This window comes from Frigoribacterium sp. AP1 (genome assembly GCF_056680555.1).
Window position 1 is genome coordinate 290,646 of record NZ_CM155288.1, and the last position, 15,856, is coordinate 306,501.

At 71.3% G+C, this 15,856-nt stretch carries 15 protein-coding genes and 1 pseudogene; 4 read left to right on the plus strand and 12 right to left on the minus strand.

Going from position 1 to position 15,856, the window contains the following annotated elements; all coding sequences use genetic code 11:
- Positions 1-10: 10 nt before the first annotated feature.
- From mnhG to AC1MBW_RS01390, 9 genes are all read right to left on the minus strand, one after another.
- Positions 11-571, minus strand: coding sequence for a monovalent cation/H(+) antiporter subunit G (gene mnhG, locus AC1MBW_RS01350; protein WP_480025207.1), 561 nt, complete (start codon positions 569-571; stop codon positions 11-13).
- Positions 568-831 carry an MrpF/PhaF family protein gene (locus AC1MBW_RS01355; protein WP_054145652.1) on the minus strand — a complete coding sequence of 88 codons (264 nt, stop codon included), beginning with the start codon at positions 829-831 and terminating at the stop codon, positions 568-570. Before AC1MBW_RS01355 ends, mnhG begins: the two co-directional genes overlap by 4 nt.
- Positions 828-1,448: a Na+/H+ antiporter subunit E gene (locus AC1MBW_RS01360; RefSeq protein WP_480025208.1), complete on the minus strand. Its 621-nt coding sequence runs from the start codon at positions 1,446-1,448 to the stop codon at positions 828-830. Before AC1MBW_RS01360 ends, AC1MBW_RS01355 begins: the two co-directional genes overlap by 4 nt.
- A complete protein-coding gene (locus AC1MBW_RS01365; protein WP_480025209.1) occupies positions 1,445-3,082 on the minus strand; it encodes a Na+/H+ antiporter subunit D in 1,638 nt (545 codons plus the stop codon). The genes AC1MBW_RS01360 and AC1MBW_RS01365 overlap by 4 nt, the downstream gene beginning before the upstream one ends.
- A complete protein-coding gene (locus tag AC1MBW_RS01370; RefSeq protein ID WP_480025210.1) occupies positions 3,079-3,609 on the minus strand; it encodes a Na(+)/H(+) antiporter subunit C in 531 nt (176 codons plus the stop codon). Before AC1MBW_RS01370 ends, AC1MBW_RS01365 begins: the two co-directional genes overlap by 4 nt.
- Positions 3,606-6,608, minus strand: a complete 3,003-nt coding sequence (locus AC1MBW_RS01375) for a Na+/H+ antiporter subunit A (protein ID WP_480025211.1) — start codon at positions 6,606-6,608, stop codon at positions 3,606-3,608. Before AC1MBW_RS01375 ends, AC1MBW_RS01370 begins: the two co-directional genes overlap by 4 nt.
- A 141-nt stretch (positions 6,609-6,749) precedes the next feature.
- Positions 6,750-7,529: a trehalose-phosphatase gene (gene otsB, locus AC1MBW_RS01380; RefSeq protein ID WP_480025212.1), complete on the minus strand. Its 780-nt coding sequence runs from the start codon at positions 7,527-7,529 to the stop codon at positions 6,750-6,752.
- Positions 7,526-9,025: an alpha,alpha-trehalose-phosphate synthase (UDP-forming) gene (otsA, locus tag AC1MBW_RS01385; protein WP_480025213.1), complete on the minus strand. Its 1,500-nt coding sequence runs from the start codon at positions 9,023-9,025 to the stop codon at positions 7,526-7,528. Before otsA ends, otsB begins: the two co-directional genes overlap by 4 nt.
- A 109-nt stretch (positions 9,026-9,134) precedes the next feature.
- Positions 9,135-9,905 carry a fructosamine kinase family protein gene (locus tag AC1MBW_RS01390; protein WP_480025214.1) on the minus strand — a complete coding sequence of 257 codons (771 nt, stop codon included), beginning with the start codon at positions 9,903-9,905 and terminating at the stop codon, positions 9,135-9,137.
- Between the two features lie 18 nt (positions 9,906-9,923).
- Here AC1MBW_RS01390 and AC1MBW_RS01395 point away from each other — a divergent pair, with 18 nt between their 5' ends.
- On the plus strand, positions 9,924-10,964 hold the full coding sequence (locus tag AC1MBW_RS01395) for a magnesium transporter CorA family protein (RefSeq protein WP_480025215.1): 1,041 nt from the start codon (positions 9,924-9,926) through the stop codon (positions 10,962-10,964).
- An 83-nt stretch (positions 10,965-11,047) separates the two neighbouring features.
- A pseudogene (locus AC1MBW_RS01400) lies at positions 11,048-11,773 on the plus strand (sugar phosphate isomerase/epimerase family protein); the annotation flags it as partial.
- 74 nt (positions 11,774-11,847) lie between these two features.
- Here the strand turns inward: AC1MBW_RS01400 and AC1MBW_RS01405 are convergent.
- A complete protein-coding gene (locus AC1MBW_RS01405) occupies positions 11,848-13,002 on the minus strand; it encodes an SLC13 family permease (RefSeq protein ID WP_480025216.1) in 1,155 nt (384 codons plus the stop codon).
- Between the two features lie 122 nt (positions 13,003-13,124).
- Here AC1MBW_RS01405 and AC1MBW_RS01410 point away from each other — a divergent pair, with 122 nt between their 5' ends.
- Positions 13,125-13,304: a hypothetical protein gene (locus AC1MBW_RS01410; protein WP_043593989.1), complete on the plus strand. Its 180-nt coding sequence runs from the start codon at positions 13,125-13,127 to the stop codon at positions 13,302-13,304.
- A 69-nt stretch (positions 13,305-13,373) separates the two neighbouring features.
- Here AC1MBW_RS01410 and AC1MBW_RS01415 read toward each other — a convergent pair whose 3' ends face one another.
- On the minus strand, positions 13,374-14,666 hold the full coding sequence (locus AC1MBW_RS01415; RefSeq protein ID WP_480025217.1) for a mechanosensitive ion channel family protein: 1,293 nt from the start codon (positions 14,664-14,666) through the stop codon (positions 13,374-13,376).
- Positions 14,667-14,727: 61 nt separating this feature from the next.
- Here AC1MBW_RS01415 and AC1MBW_RS01420 point away from each other — a divergent pair, with 61 nt between their 5' ends.
- A complete protein-coding gene (locus AC1MBW_RS01420; RefSeq protein ID WP_480025218.1) occupies positions 14,728-15,543 on the plus strand; it encodes an alpha/beta hydrolase in 816 nt (271 codons plus the stop codon).
- A gap of 64 nt (positions 15,544-15,607) precedes the next feature.
- Here AC1MBW_RS01420 and AC1MBW_RS01425 read toward each other — a convergent pair whose 3' ends face one another.
- Positions 15,608-15,847 (minus strand): hypothetical protein, encoded by a 240-nt coding sequence (locus AC1MBW_RS01425; RefSeq protein ID WP_143048533.1) that lies wholly within the window; start codon positions 15,845-15,847, stop codon positions 15,608-15,610.
- Positions 15,848-15,856 lie beyond the last annotated feature (9 nt).

Consider the following 15,856-nt stretch of genomic DNA (forward strand, 5'->3'; position numbering starts at 1 on the left):
GCCGGAGGCCTCAGAGCTCGCCCGGCTCCCCCGCCGCGGCATCCCGTGACCGCGTGCGCCGGCCCTCGTGGTCGCGGGCCTCGTCGTCGCCCTCGCTGTCGTCCAGCCCGGACGAGTCGCCCACCCTGTCCATCTCGACGGCCAGGGCGTCGGCCGACCCGACGGGCAGGTCGGACACGTCGAGATCGGCCACGTCGCCCTCGGTGGTCTCGGCGATCTCGCCCGCCGCCCGGGCCACGGCGTCGTCGAGTTCGTCGACGACCAGCTGGTCCCGCAGCAGGTCGCCGTTGCGATACCCCGCCCGCCCGATCATGTGGGCCGAGATGGGGGCGGTGAGCATCTGGAAGACGAGGACGACGACCAGGGACGCGATCGTGCCCACCGTGTGCTGGTCGAGCGCGATCGCCGCGAGCACGAGGATGAGGCCGAAGATCTGCGGTTTGGTCGCGGCGTGCATGCGCGAGAGGGCGTCGGGGAACCTCAGAAGGCCGATGCCCGCCGCGACGGACAGCAGCGCGCCGCCGATCAGCATGATCGAGGCAGCGACCTCGTAGACCGTCTCGGGGATCACGACGGGTCCTGCTTCGAGACGTAACGCGCCACCGTGATCGAGCCGAGGACGGCCGTCAGCGCGAGGGCGAGGATGACCGGGATCGTCCGGGTGTGGCCGTTGAAGACCATGTCGGCGGCGAGCACGCAGATCAGCGTGGTCAGCAGCATGTCGGACGCGATCATGCGGTCGAGGATCGACGGCCCCCGCACGATGCGGATGACCGACGCGAGTCCGGCGAACGCGAACAGCGCACCGACGACGTAGGCGACGACGGTCACGAGGGACCTCCTTCGTGGGACGAGGACGGGCTCACCGGGTCGTGGACCTCGGCGGCGGCAGGCGTGCCGTCGGCGATGCGACGTCGGTCGTCGTCGCTGCCGAGCACCCGGACGAGGCGGGCCTCCACGACGAGGACGCCGTCGCGGACGTCCTCGACCCCGGCGAGGTCCTCGACGGCGAGGGCGTGCAGGTAGAGGATCGACCTCTCGCGGTCGGCCTCGACCACGAGCGACCCGGGCACGAGCGAGATCGCCTCGGCGACCAGGGTCATGATGAAGTCCGACCTCGTGTGCAGCTGGACGGCGACGATGGCGTTCGAGGTCACCCCGCGCGGACGTACGGCCTGCCAGGCGACGATGACGGAGGCGCGCACCAGGTCGACCACGAAGTGCGCCAGGAAGACCACGGCGTACCAGAAATTGAACCGGCCGCTCAATTCGACCGGCGGCAGGAAGAACACCCGGGTCACGAGCAGCGCCACCGCGACGCCGGTGACGAAGGCCAGGACGGTGAACTGGTTCCACAGGGCCATCCAGAGGACGACCAGTCCGACGAGCAGGGGCAGCTGCCGGGCGAGGCTGCGGCCGACCTCGCCACGGGTGGGACGACCGGTCACGGTGTGCTCCCCTCGTCGGCGGAGTCGGAGGCGGGTTCGGGCTCGGGCGACGAGGGGTCGGACGTCGTCTCGCCCTGCCCGTCGGGGAAGACCGTCTGCACGTAGTCGTTCGATCCGTAGACCCGACCGGCCGCGCGCTCGGCGACGCCGTAGAGCGGGCCGGCGGCGAAGGTGAGGGCGAGCGAGACGAGCACCATGCCGGCGGTCGCGCCCACCATGGTGCGCGGGTTGGTGCGACGCTGTTGGACGGCCACCCGACCCGGGGCCTCCTCGAGGTGTTCGGTGAACGGCGACTCGTGGTCGTCGACGTCGGCCTTGGGTCGCCAGAACGCGAGGTTCCAGGCACGCATCAGGGCGTAGAGCGTGAGCAGCGACGTGAGCGCCCCGGCGCCGATGAGCACGTACACGAGCGGATCGTCGAGCCGGGCGCCGGCCTCGAAGAGCGCGACCTTGCCGATGAAGCCCGAGAACGGCGGGATGCCACCCAGGTTGAGGGCCGGGATGAAGAAGAGGACGGCCACGATCGGCGCCGCCTTGAGCAGACCGCCCAGACGGGTGATCGACGCCGTGCCGCCTCGTCGTTCGATCAACCCCGCCCCCAGGAAGAGCGTGGTCTGCACCGTGATGTGGTGCACGACGTAGTAGATCGTCGCCGCGAGACCCTCGACGGTGCCGAGGGCGATGCCGAAGATCATGTAGCCGATGTGGCTGACCAGGGTGAACGAGAGCAGTCGCTTGATGTCGGCCTGGGCCACCGCTCCGAGGATGCCCACGATCATCGTCAGCAACGCGATGATCAACAGGTAGACGTTGACGTTGCTCTCGACGAACAACACCGTCTCGGTGCGGATGATGGCGTACACGCCGACCTTGGTCAGCAACCCGGCGAACACGGCGGTCACGGGGGCGGGAGCGGTCGGATACGAGTCGGGCAGCCAGAACGACAGCGGGAAGATCGCGGCCTTGATGCCGAACGCCGTCAGCAGCATGACGTGGATGATCGTCTGCACGTCGGGCGGGATGGTGTCCATCTTCTGGGCGATGTCGGCGATGTTGACCGTGCCGAGCGCGCCGTAGATCATCGCGATGGAGGCGAGGAACAGCACGGACGACACCAGGCTGACGACGATGTAGACCACGCCGGCCCGGATGCGCTGCTCGGTGCCGCCGAGGGTGATCAGCACGTAGCTGGCCACCAGGAGGATCTCGAAGCCCACGTAGAGGTTGAAGAGGTCACCCGCGATGAAGGCGTTGAACACGCCCGTGGCGAGGATGAGGTAGGTCGGGTTGTAGATCGAGACCGGCGCCTCGCCGTCACCGTCCGCTTGGCCCTGCCCGACCGAGAACACGAAGACCGCCAGCAGGACGATGGACGAGATGCTGAGCATGAGCGCGGCGAGACGGTCGACGACGAGCGTGATGCCGAACGGCGCCTGCCAACCGCCCACCTGTACGGCGATGGCTCCCTGCGTGTCCACGACGACGAGCAGCACGAGGCTGATGACGACGACGAGGGCCAGGGCGACGATCGAGACGACGGCCTGCAACCGGGGCCGCCGACCGGCGATCAGTGCCGCCGCGGCACCGAGCAGCGGGATCAGGACGACGAGCGGGACGAGGTAGCTGGTGGTCATGCTCGCTGCCCTTTCTCGTCGTGGTGCGGCCGGTCGTCGTGGGGCAGCCGGCCGTCGCCCGCCCGCCGGTCGTCGGCCGGGACGGCCGCCTCGGCCCGGCTGCCGAACTCGCTGTCGCCACCGGCCTCGTCGTCACCGTCGCCCTGCTCGGACTCTTCTTCGGCCGGCACCCCTCGACGTCCGATCTCGAGGTCTTCGGCGTCGTCCGCGAGGGTGTCGCCCTGGGCGAGCCGCCACGACCGGTAGATCAGCGCGAGCATGAAGGCCGAGATGCCGAAGGTGATGACGATGGCCGTCAGCACGAAGGCCTGCGGCAGCGGGTCGGCGAAGTCGGCCGGATCGGCCTGGCCGTCGACCACCGGGGCCGCACCGCGTCGGCCGGACATGAGCAGGATGAGGATGTTCGTGGCGTTGCCGACGAGCAGGAAGCCCAGCAGCACCCGGGTCATGCTGCGCTCGAGCAACAGGTAGACGCCGCAGGCGTACAGCGCGGCCATGACGACGATCAGGACGAGGGAGACGCTCATGCGCGCCCCCGCTCGGTCGGGGGCGTACCGGCGACGGACACGGGGAGCTGCTCCTCTTCGGGCTCGGACACCTCGCTCGGGTGGCCGAACGCGTCCTCTTCTTCTTGCCGGTCGACCTCGGCTCCGAGGCTGCGGAGCACGTCGAGGACGAGTCCGACGACGACGAGGTAGACACCGACGTCGAAGAACGTCGACGTGACGAACTCGACGTGGCCGAGCAGCGGCACCTCGGCCTCGAACCAGGTCGACGTGAGGGCGTCGACGCCGAAGAAGAGCGGGACGAGTGCCGTCGCGGCGACCGTCAGGAGACCGGCACCCAGGAGCTTGCCTGCGTCGAGGGGCGCGGCCGCGCCGAGTTCGTACCGCCCGCCGGCGAGGTACCGCGCCACGAAGGCGAAGCCCGCGACCAGACCGCCGGCGAAACCACCGCCGGGCAGGTTGTGACCGGCGAAGAGCAGGTAGATCGAGACGACGATGATGGCGTGGAAGATCAGCCGGACCACGACCTCGAGCAGGATCGACCGGTTCTGCGGAGCGAGTTTGCGCCCGGCCAGCAGCCAGGCCCGCCGGTCGCCTTCGGTGCTGTCGCCGATCTGCGCCGTCGCCCCGCCGACGGGCACGACCGGGGCCGGCTCGCGCACGGGTCGGACCCGGGCCAGGAAGCGCTGCGCCCGCGTGCGCCGCTCGGGCCGGGGCAGGACGTCGGCGCGGGAGGTCAGGAAGACGAGGCTCGCCACGCCCGTGGCGGCGACGATGAGGACGGCGATCTCGCCCATGGTGTCCCACCCGCGGATGTCCACGAGCGTCACGTTCACGACGTTGCGGCCGTGACCACCGTCGACGGCGAGATCGGGGAAGGCGCCGGAGATGGTGGGGATCGATCGCGCCCCGAGGGCGACGACGGCGATGGCGGCCATGACGGATCCGACCGAGATGCCGATGACGGCTCGGGCCGCCCGGTGGGTGCGCCCGTTGCGCTCGCCCAGGCGGGCCGGCAGCCGACGCAGCACGAGGACGAACGCGATGAGGGTGATGGTCTCGATGAGGGCTTGTGTCAGGGCCAGGTCGGGAGCCCCGTGCAGGGCGAAGAGCGCGGCCATGCCGTAGCCGGTCACGCCGACGAGGACGACGGCCTGGAACCTCTTGTTCGACAGCGCCGACGCGATGGCGCCGATGATCATCAACGCGCCGATGGCGAGCTGGGCCGGGTAGTCCCAGAGCACGGCGGTGGTCGGCCAATCGCTGTTGAGCGCCAGCGTCACCGCCGACGAGGCGATGAAGACGATGAGGATGGTGGCGAGGTAGAACGGCAGCGAGCCGCGCTGCGTCGTCGCGGTCGTCCGGGACGCGGTGCGGTCGATGGTCGCCATGATGCGCACGTACCCGTCGGAGGCGCGGGGCAGGAACGAGACGGCCTTCTGCACCTGCGACACCCGGTCGCGCTGCCAGAAGAGCAGGCCGCCGACGGCGAGCGAGATCGCGGTGAAGCCGAGCGCGGGTTCGAGTCCGTGCCACAGCGCCAGGTAGTACGGCTCGTGCTCGCCCGGTGCGGCGGGGAGCGTGTCGGCGTAGCGCGCGAACACCGGGCCGACCTGGTACGAGACCAGACCCAGCACCACGCCGGCGACGGCGAGGACGATCGGTGACGCGAGGAAGTCCACGTGCTCGCGGACGAAGTCGACCGGCTCGACGCCCTTCTTGCGGCCGAACGCCCCCCAGAGGAAGCGCAGGCTGTACGCGGTGGTCAGGATCGAACCGACGACGACGCCGACCAGGGCGATCACGCCCCAGGCCGACCCGGTCACGGCGTCGTCGTAGAGCGCCGTGAGCACGGCCTCTTTCGCGACGAAGCCGAAGGTCGGCGGCACGCCGGCCATGGAGGCGAGGGCGAGGATCGTGACCACGAGGAGGACGGGCGCCTGGCGACCCAGCCCGCAGAGCTTGCGGAGGTCACGTGTGCCGGTCCGGTGGTCGACGACGCCGACCACCAGGAAGAGCGTCGACTTGAACAGGGCGTGCGCGACCAGCAGGGCGAGCCCGGCGAGTGCGGCGTCTCGGGTGCCGAAACCGACCACGATCGTCAGGAAGCCGAGCTGGCTCACCGTGCCGTAGGCCAGGACGAGCTTCAGGTCGTGCTGGCGGAGGGCGCGGTACCCGCCCAGGATCATCGTGACGACCCCGACGGTCACGATGATCTCCCGCCAGCCGGGCTGGTCGTGGTAGCCGGGGGCGAGCCGGGCGACGAGGTAGATGCCCGCCTTGACCATCGCGGCGGCGTGCAGGTAGGCGCTGACCGGCGTCGGTGCGGCCATCGCGGCCGGGAGCCAGAAGTGGAACGGCACGAGGGCCGACTTCGAGAGGGCTCCGACGAGCACGAGCACGACGGCCACCGTGACGACCGTGCCGGTGGGTGGCTGCTCGACGAGCTGCGACAACGAGCTCGTGCCGCCCTGGACGGCGAGGATCACGAGGCCGACGAGCATCGCGAGCCCACCGGCGGTCGTGACGATGAGGGCCTGCAAGGCGGCCCCACGGCTGGCCTGCTTCGCCGTGTAGTGCCCGATCAGCAGGTACGAGAAGACGCTCGTGGCCTCCCAGAAGACGAACAGGACGAAGACGTCGTCGCTCGTCACGAGACCGTACATGGCCCCGGCGAAGGCGACGAGCACGGCGGCGAACCGGGCGCGGCCGGCCTCGTCGCGCTCGAAGTACCGGGCACAGTAGACGAGCACGAGGCCGCCGACGCCGGTCACGACGAGCGCGAGCACCCAGGCGAGCACGTCCATGCGCAACGTGAGCGAGATGGCGAGCTGGGGAATCCACGGAACGGCCTCGGTGGGCACCTCGCCCGACAGCACCGCGGGCCCCTGGAACGCCGTGACGACGAAGGCGGCGAAGGGCACGACGGACGCCCAGAGGAAGAGCGAGCGGCCGAGACGCCCGCCGACGCAGGCCACGACGACGGCCGCCACGGCGAACGTTGTCAGGACTACGATCACGGGGACCTCCGTCGGCTGGCGACCTCGTCGAACCGGCTCGGCTGAGCGGCGGCGGGGAGTCGCGGCGGGGGGTCCAGACTACCTTGCAGTCGGCTGGGAATGCTCAGACCCGGGCATCACACCCGTGCAAGTCATGCGGTGTCAGGCATGCCCCAGGTGCTCGCGCAGACCGGCCAGTTCGACGAGCAGGTCGGCCATCGCGGCGGGATCGGCGACACGGTGCATCGCCCCGGTCTCGCCCGGGCCGACCTTGATCGACAGGTCGCCCTCGCCGAGCGCCCGGAAGCCGTCCTCGTCCGTCACGTCGTCCCCCGCGTAGAGGACGCCCGTGGCCTCGACGGCCTCACGGAGTCGGTCGATGCCGTCGTTCTTGCCGGTCGCCCGGACGGCGAACTCGAGGACGTTCTTGCCGACCCGCTCGTGCATGCCGCCGAGGGCGCCGACGGCCTCGCGGGCCGCCGTGTGGACGGCCTCGGTCGTCGCGACGTCCGCGAGCCGTGTGTGCAGGGCGAGGCCTGCGGGCTTCTCTTCCACGAAGACGCCCTCACGCCCCTCGGCCGCACCGTGGACGGCGTCGGACAGGCGCGCGCGGGCAGCCTGCTCGTCGTCGGTCAGCGAGGTCTCGTGGCCGTCGACCCGCACCTCGATGCCGTGCGAGCCGACCAGCAGCACCTCGTCGGGGGTCTGGCTGACCTCGACCAACGACGCGAGGTCGCGTCCGGACACCAGGGCCACCGTGGTCTGGTCGAGGGCCGAGAGACGCGTGATCGCGTCCAGGGCCGCCGGCAGCGCCCGGGCCTGCAGGGGCGCGTCGACCTCGGGGGCCAGGGTGCCGTCGAAGTCGAGGGCCACGAGGAGGCGCGGGGTCGTGGCGAGACGACCGAGCGCGTCGCTGAGCGCCCGGGAGTCGGAACCGGTCACGAGGCGTCGCCGCCCTTCGCACCCGAGGCCGGGGCCGGCGTGATCTGCTGCCCCGGTCGCACGTTCTCGAGGGCCTGGAGGAAGGACGCGGACCACTTGGCCACGTCGTTCTCGAGCACGCGACGGCGGAGGGCCCGCATGCGCGTGGTGCGGTCCCGCTTGGGCATCTCGATGGCGCGCATGATCGTGTTCTTGAGGCCGCCGATGTCGTGCGGGTTGATCAGCAGGGCGCTCTTGAGCTCGTCGGCCGCACCGGCGAACTCGCTGAGCACGAGCACGCCGTCGTTGTCGCGACGCACCGCCACGTACTCTTTCGCGACCAGGTTCATGCCGTCGCGCAGGGCCGTGACCAGCATGATGTCGGCGGCGAGGTACAGCGCCACCATCTCTTCGCGGGGGTAGCCGTGGTGGTGGTAGCTGATGGCCGTGTGGCTCATGGTGCCGTAGTCGCCGTTCACACGGCCGACGGTCAGCTCGATCTCGTCGCGCAGCTGCTTGTACGTCTCGACCCGCTCGCGGCTCGGGCTCGCGACCTGCACGAGCGTGGCGTCCTCGACGCTGAGCCGACCGTCGGCGAGCAGCTCGCCGAACGCCTTCATGCGGTGCCGGATGCCCTTGGTGTAGTCGAGCCGGTCGACGCCGAGCATGATCGTCTTGGGGTTGCCGAGGCCCTCGCGGATCTCGCGGGCCCTGGCCTGGACGTCGGGTCGGGCGGCGAGCTCTTCGTAGCTGGCGGCGTCGATCGAGATCGGGAAGTGCTTCGCCAGCACGCGGCGCACCTTCGTGCCGCGGCGCGACACCGGCGCGGACTCGTCGTCGACCGGGACCTCGATGTAGGGGCGCGTCGTCGAGTAGCCGAGCAGGTGGCGGACGGCGCGCGAGAAGTTCGACGCGTCGTCGGCCCGCTGGAAGCCGATGACGTCGGCACCGAGCAGACCCTCGACGATCTGCTGCCGCCAGGGCAGCTGCGAGAAGATGCCGAGCGGCGGGAACGGGATGTGGGCGAAGAACCCGATGGTGACGTCGGGTCGGGCCTCGCGCAGCATCTTCGGCACGAGCTGCAGCTGGTAGTCCTGCACCCAGATGGTGCCGCCCTCTTCGGTGATCTCGGCGGCCCGGTCGGCGAAGCGCTGGTTGACCTGCACGTAGGACTCCCACCAGACCCGGTGGTAGGTCGGGGCCGCGATGACGTCGTGGTAGAGCGGCCACAGCGTGTCGTTGCTGAAGCCCTCGTAATATCGCTGCACCTCGTCGGCGCTGAGCGGAACGGGCACGATCTCGATCCCGTCCGCCTCGAAGGGCTCGAATTCGAGGTCGGGTTGCCCCGCCCAGCCCACCCACGCACCGTCGTTGGCCTTCATGACGGGCTCGAGGGCCGTGACGAGACCGCCGGGCGAGTGCTGCCACGACGCCGACCCGTCGTCGGCGACGACCCGGTCGACGGGCAGGCGGTTGGAGACGACGACGAAGCCGTAACGTTCGGGGGTGTCAGGCATGGGGGTGGGTCAGCTCCTGTCGGATCGCCCGCACGAGCGCGGGACGGCCAGATTATCAGCGGTGTCCCCCGCGCTCCCGGTCGACCGGCGGCACCCCGCCGCGACCGGGTCAGGCGAGGCGCAGGGTCGCCTGAGCCGCCCTGACCAACGCCACGCCGTAGCTCGGCCCGTGACCGGCGGCGTGCACGGCCAGCGGATGCAGCTGGTGCAGGGGCACGCGTCCCTGCCACCCCTCCCCCAGCGGCGAGCGAGCTTCGTAACCGGACAGCACGTCCTCGAGGTGCGGGCAGCCGAACAACGCCAGCATCGCCAGGTCGGTCTCGGGGTGCCCGCCGTGGGCGGCCGGGTCGATGAGCACGACTCCGCCGCCGTCGAAGAGCACGTTGCCGGCCCACAGGTCGCCGTGGAGGCGAGCCGGCGGAACCTCGTCGTCGAAGGCGCCGTCGGCGACGACGCTGCACGCACGCTCGACGACCTCGAGGCCCGCCCGGTCGAGGTTGCCCGCCTCGACGGCGACGCGGGCGTACGGCAGGACCCGCTGCTCGGCGTAGAAGACGCCCCAGGTCGCCTTCGGTCGCACGGGCATCGACCGGCTGCCGATGAAGCACGGGCCCGTCCATCCCCGAGGAGGCGCGCCGAACGCGTCCGCGCCGCTCGCGTGGGTCACCGCGAGCGCCTCACCGAAGGCCCGGGCGGCATCGGCCGTGGGGCGGACCTCGTGCACGGGATCGAGGTCGATGCGCCCCGGGGACGCGGACTGCACGCCCACGGTGCGCGCGCCTCCTCGGGGCGTGGCCTCGGCGAGCCAGGCGAGCCCGGCCGCCTCGGCCTCGAAGAACCCTGCGGGGGCGTCGGCACGCTGCTTCGTGTACGAGGTCACGGGAATAGCATGCGCCTCATGACCGACACCCGTCCCCCGCGCACCGAGGGGCCCCACGACACCGCCGACGAGGGCCACGAGTCCGACACGACCATCGTCACGCGCGCCTACCGCGGGGGCGAGCTGATCGCCCACGACTTCCCGCTGCACGAGGTGAGCGACCACCTCGAGACCGACGGCTGCCACGTGTGGATCGATCTCACCGACCCGACCGCCGCCGACCTCGCCGCGCTCGAGGACGAGCTCGGCCTGCACGAGCTCGCCGTCGAGGACGCCCTGCAGGACGGGCAGCGGCCCAAGATCGACCGCTACGACAACCATCTGTTCACGGCCCTCTACGACGTGCGCTTCGACCGTGCCAGCGGCGTGCTCGACACGAGCGAGGTGAAGGCGTTCATCACCGAGCGCGCCCTCGTGACGATCCACCATCCCGAGTTCGACGTCGCCCGGCTGCAGGCGACCTTCGACCAGAACCGCGACCTGGCGTCGCACGGCGTCTCGTACTTCCTCTGGGGGCTGCTCGACTGCGTCGTGGACCGGCACTTCGACGCCACGGACGCGCTCGACGACGAGATCGAGGGCATCGCCGACGACCTCTTCGACCCGGCTCCCCGCACCATCGACGTGCAGAAGCGCTCGTTCGCCCTGCGCAAGAGCCTCGTCCAGCTGCGGCGGGTGGCGTCGCCGATGCGCGAGGTGCTGAACACCCTGCTGCGCCGCGACCTGAAGGAGGTCGACTCCGACATGCAGCCGTACTTCCAGGACGTCTACGACCACGTCCTGCGTGTGGCCGAGCAGAACGACTCGCTGCGCGACCTCGTCTCGACCATCCTCGACACGAACCTCAACCTGCAGTCCAACCGCATGAACCTCATCATGAAGAAGGTGACGAGCTGGGCGGCCATCATCGCCGTCCCCACGGCGATCACGGGGTTCTACGGGCAGAACGTGCCGTACCCGGGGTTCCAGTCCCCCGCCGGCTTCGTCACGTCGTGCGTGCTGATCGTGGCGATCGGCGGCCTGCTCTGGTGGCAGTTCAAGCGCCGCGACTGGCTGTAGTCCGCCGTTCCCGCACTGTTCACCGCGGGGTCGACGCCGCCCTGCCGTACCGGTCGTAGCCTGGCCGCGTGATCACGGTCGGAATGAGCACGTCCTGCGTCTTCCCGCTGTCGACCGACGAGGCCTTCCGGCTCGCTCGGCTCACCGGCTTCGACGGGGTCGAGGTGATGGTGACGGCCGACCGGACGACCCGGCGCGCCGACCTCCTCCGTGCGACGACCGCGCGCTGGGGCCTGCCCGTGCTCTCGGTGCACGCCCCCGTGCTGCCCGTCGCCCACTTCGCCTTCGGCCGGGACCAGGTCGACAAGCTCCGCCGGTCGGCCGAGCTGGCCCGCGAGCTGGGCGCCTCGACCGTCGTCGTCCACCCGCCGTTCGTCTGGCAGAGGTCGTTCGCGGCCCGCTTCGTCGACGTCGTCCGCGAGATCGCCGCGGCGACGGGCGTCACCCTGGCGGTCGAGAACATGTTCCCCCTCCGGTTCGGGCCGGTGGGGTTCGACGCCTACCGCCCCGGGCCCGACCCCGTGGCGAGCGACGTCGACGCGGCCACCCTCGACTTCTCGCACGCCGCCGTCGCCGGTCGCGACGCCCTCGACCTCGCCCTGGCGCTCGGGCCCCGGTTGCGCCACGTCCACCTGACCGACGGCGTCGTGTCGTCCCGGCCGGGAGGGCTGCACGACCAGCACCTCGTCCCGGGTCGCGGGACGCAGCCGGTCGCCGAGGTGCTCACCCACCTGGCCCGGTCGGGCTGGTCCGGCGTCGTCGCCGCCGAGGTGCACACCGCCGGGGACGAGGAGGCGCGGCTCGGCCAGCTGAGGCGGACGCTCGCCTTCGCGCGTCGTCACCTCGCGACCGCACCCGCGTCGGGTGTGAGCGCCCGGCCCCCTCAGACGACCAGGACCGTCGCGACGACCGCGAGCGGCACGGCCACCGCCGCCACCCCGAGCCCGGCGAGCACGAACCGTCCCCACGCGACCTCGACGCCCATCGACGACAAGCGGGAGTGCCAGAGCAGCGTCGCGAGCGAGGCCCACGGCGTGACGAGGCAGCCGATGTTCACCCCGACGAGCACGGCGACGAGCCGCAACGGTGATCCGGCCACCGGCTCGAGGGCGAGGTAGGCCGGCAGGTTGTTCGCGACGTTCGCGGCGACGGCGCTGCCACCCGCGAGCCGCAGCAGGTCGGGCAGCTGGTCACCCGTGCCCACCACGGCGCCGAGCAGATCGGCGAGGCCGAGCGAGTGGGCGGCCTCGACGACGAGGAAGAGCCCGCCGGCGAAGAGCAGGGTGCCCCACGGCACCAGACCGAGCCGCAGGACGCCCCGACGCCGTACGGCCGTGGCCACGACGAGCACGAGCGCCGCGACCGCTGCGGGGATCCACACCTCGACGCCCGAGACGAGAGCCGGCACGAGCAGTCCCGTCGCGACCGCGGCCACACCGAAGAGCACGCGATCGGCCACGGGCTCGGACGACGGCGCCTCGAACCGGCCGACCAGCTGACGGCGGTAGCGCAGTCCGATCGCCACGACCGGGACGACGACGCCCACCACGGCGGCCGGCGCGACCAGGGCGGCGAACTGCACGGGGGCCGGCGAGCCGAGCTCGTGCAGGGCGAGCAGGTTGGTGAGGTTCGAGACGGGCAGCAGCATCGAGGCGCAGTTCGCGAGCCACACCGTGGTCAGGGCGAACGGCATCGGCGGCAGGCCCGCGTGCCGGGCGACGATCACGACCACCGGCGTGAGCAACACGGCCGTCGTGTCGAGCGAGAGGAACACCGTGCACAGCACGGCGAGCGCCACGACCAGGAGCCACAACACGACCACCCGGCCGCCGGCGAGTCGGGCCGAGGCGGACGCCAGCCAGGCGAAGAGTCCGGCCTCCGCCGCCAGCTCGGCGACGATCGTCAGGCCGACGACGAACCCCAGCACGGGCGCGACCCGCTCGACGAGGGCGAGCAGTTCGTCGCCGGTGAGGACCCCGGTGAGCACGGCCACAAGGCCGATCGCCACGAACACTCCTCCGAGCACGGCAGTGCGCACGGCATCCTCCTCCGACCGCGGGACGCACCGGCACGGGACGCCGGGCAGCTCAACCTACCCCCACCCGGACTCGTGCGACGTCACGCGGTACCGTGGTCGAAACGACCCCTGGGAGCCCCACCGTGCGCAAATTCCTCTTCAACGGCGCGATCATCAGCGCGATCTTCTCCGGCATCAGCCTCCTCAAGAGCCTGAGCGCCGGGCCGCGTGACTGGCGCCTCGCCCTCATGGCGATCAGCTGGGCGGCGTCCACCGCGATCGCCGTGGGCAACGTCATCGAGGCCGCGAACGACGACGACTGACGTCCGCCGAGACACCGAGGAGGCGCGTCCCGCTCTGGCGGGGCGCGCCTCCTCGTCCGTGTGGTCGCCTCAGCGACGCTCGCCGACGCCGGGCGTCGGCCCGGCCGGGTCACCGTCGGGACGGCCGACGGGCAGGCCGCCGGGTCGGCCCGCGACGTGCGGGTCGTGTTCCGCCTCGGCGCCGAGCGAGGCCTCGTACTCGGCGATGTCGTGGATCGGGATGGCCGCCGTGAAGAGCGCGGTGCGCTCGGAGTCGGCGTTGTCGCCGCTGAACAGACCCGAGGCGTCCGACGTCGAGCGGGGAGCCCGCCCGGTCGGCACCGGTTCGGCCTCGACCATCTGCACGCGCGTCCGCGGGATCGACTGCGGGCTCTTCGCGTGCAGCCAGGCGATGAGGTCCTCGCGGACGAGGCAGCGCAGGTCGAACAAGGTCGGGGCGTCCTTCGCCGTGACCAGCACGCGGACGCGGACGTAGCCGGCCTGGGCGTCGGTGACCTGCAGCACCTTGGTGCGCCCGTCCCAGAGGTCGGTGCCCGCGAGGATCACGTCGAGCTCCTTCCGCATGGCGCCCGGGTCGACGCGCCAGTCCAGGTCGAACTCGACCGCGCCGAGCAGCTCGCTGTTGCGCCGCGTCCAGTTCTCGAACGGCGTGGTCGTGAAGTAGGTCGACGGCAGCACGAGTCGGCGGTCGTCCCAGACGTGCACGACCACGTACGAGAGCGTGATCTCTTCGATCAGGCCCCACTGCCCCTCGACCACGACGACGTCGTCGATGCGGATCGCGTCACTGAAGGCCAGTTGGATGCCGGCGAAGACGTTGGCCAGCGTCGACTGCGCCGCGAGGCCCGCGACGACCGAGACCAGTCCCGCGCTCGCGAGGACGCTCGCGCCCACCGCCTCGACGCCCGGGAACCCGAGCAGCACGGTGCCCGCGGCGAGGATCACGATCAGGGCCACGGTCAGCCGCCGCAGGATGAGCACCTGCGTCCGGACGCGACGGGCCACCCGGTTGTCGGGGGTGTCGACCCGGTAGCGCGACAGCCCGAGGTCTTCGAAGAAGATCGCGAGGGCGCCCACGAACCAGGCCACGACGACGATGATGGCGCACCGGAAGGACTGCGAGACCCAGCCCTCACCCGGGTAGTCGGCGGGCAGCAGCGAGTCGAACGACGTGGTCAGGGCGACGACGAGCAGCACGACGAGCAGCGTGGCGCGGAACGGGCGACGCATGCGCTTCACGAACGCCTGCGCCCATTCCTTGCGCTTCGCGACCACGCCGACGACCGCACCGACGACGGCCGAGACGACGAAGGTGAGGACGACGGCGGCGACGAGCGAGATGACGAGTTGTATCCAGGGCATCCCTCGAGCCTGTCGCATCACGCACGGCTCCGTCCGGGCTCGGCCCTGGGACGATGGAACGGTGAGACGATCCACAGCTTCCCGTCACGAGCCCGCCACACCGTCGACGCCCCCGCGTCACCGGTCACGACGGCGACGCGTGCTCAAGGGGGTGGCACTCGCGCTGTTCGCCGTCGTGGTGCTCGCCGTCACGGGCTTCTTCGTGTGGGCCAAGACGCCGATGTCGGCGACGGCCGCCTCGCTCGCCTCGGTGTCCGCCGACGAACGGGTCGAGGTGACGAGCAGGCCCGACACGGTCGTGATGCGACCGGCCGAGACGACGGCCACCGGCCAGGGTCTCGTCTTCGTCGCCGGTGCCCGGGTCGACCCGCAGGCTTACGAGCAGACCTTCGCGGGGCTCGTCGCCACCGGCATCACCGTCGTCGTCGAACGACCCACCCTCGGGTTCGGCATCCTCGACCCCCGTCCGCTCTCGACCTTCACCGACCTCGCCCCGGAGGTCGACACGTGGGCCGTCGGAGGCCACTCGCTCGGCGGCGTGCGCGCCTGTCAGTACGCCGCCGACGACCGGACGGTGGACGCGCTGGTGCTCCTCGGCTCGTATTGCGCGACCACCGACCTCTCGGACGACGACGAGCTGGCGGTCCTCAGCCTCGGGGGTTCCAAGGACGGTCTGAGCACCCCGGCGAAGATCGCGGAATACCGCGACATGCTGCCGGGCAGCGCGTCGGTGGTCGAGATCGACGGGTCGAACCACGCGCAGTTCGGCAGCTACGGCGAGCAGTCGGACGACGGTTCGGCCACCATCTCGGACGAGGAGGCGCGCGACCGGATCACGCGCCAGCTCACATCGTTCTTCGCCGGCGTCGGTGGCTAGGCTCCCCCGCGTTCGTCAGGCCTGACCGAGGGGCCGCTCGGGAGCGACCCGACGCAGCGGTGGATCAGATCGAGCGTTTGCGCTGCCGCAGGGCCTCGAGGGCCAGTCCCTCGGAGGGGTACCGCCCGACGACCTCGCCCCAGCGGGGGTCGGCACCGCGCAGGGCGACGAAGGTGCCCTGCTCGGCCCGGACGTGGCCGAGCACGCGGTCGGGGGTCGACACCTGGACGAGGTCGGACGAGACGGTGCGCGTGATGACGCGGGCCATTCTCCTCAGGACGTCGGTCGGTGCGGTGGTGCTCACGGGTGGTGC

Bases quoted from the DNA above. Each gene is read 5' to 3' on its own strand.
- AC1MBW_RS01395 (WP_480025215.1), top strand. From the start codon at position 9,924: ATGACCGACACCCGTCCCCCGCGCACCGAGGGGCCCCACGACACCGCC.
- AC1MBW_RS01415 (WP_480025217.1), bottom strand. From the start codon at position 14,666: ATGCCCTGGATACAACTCGTCATCTCGCTCGTCGCCGCCGTCGTCCTC.
- otsA (WP_480025213.1), bottom strand. From the start codon at position 9,025: ATGCCTGACACCCCCGAACGTTACGGCTTCGTCGTCGTCTCCAACCGC.
- AC1MBW_RS01370 (WP_480025210.1), bottom strand. From the start codon at position 3,609: ATGAGCGTCTCCCTCGTCCTGATCGTCGTCATGGCCGCGCTGTACGCC.
- AC1MBW_RS01365 (WP_480025209.1), bottom strand. From the start codon at position 3,082: ATGACCACCAGCTACCTCGTCCCGCTCGTCGTCCTGATCCCGCTGCTC.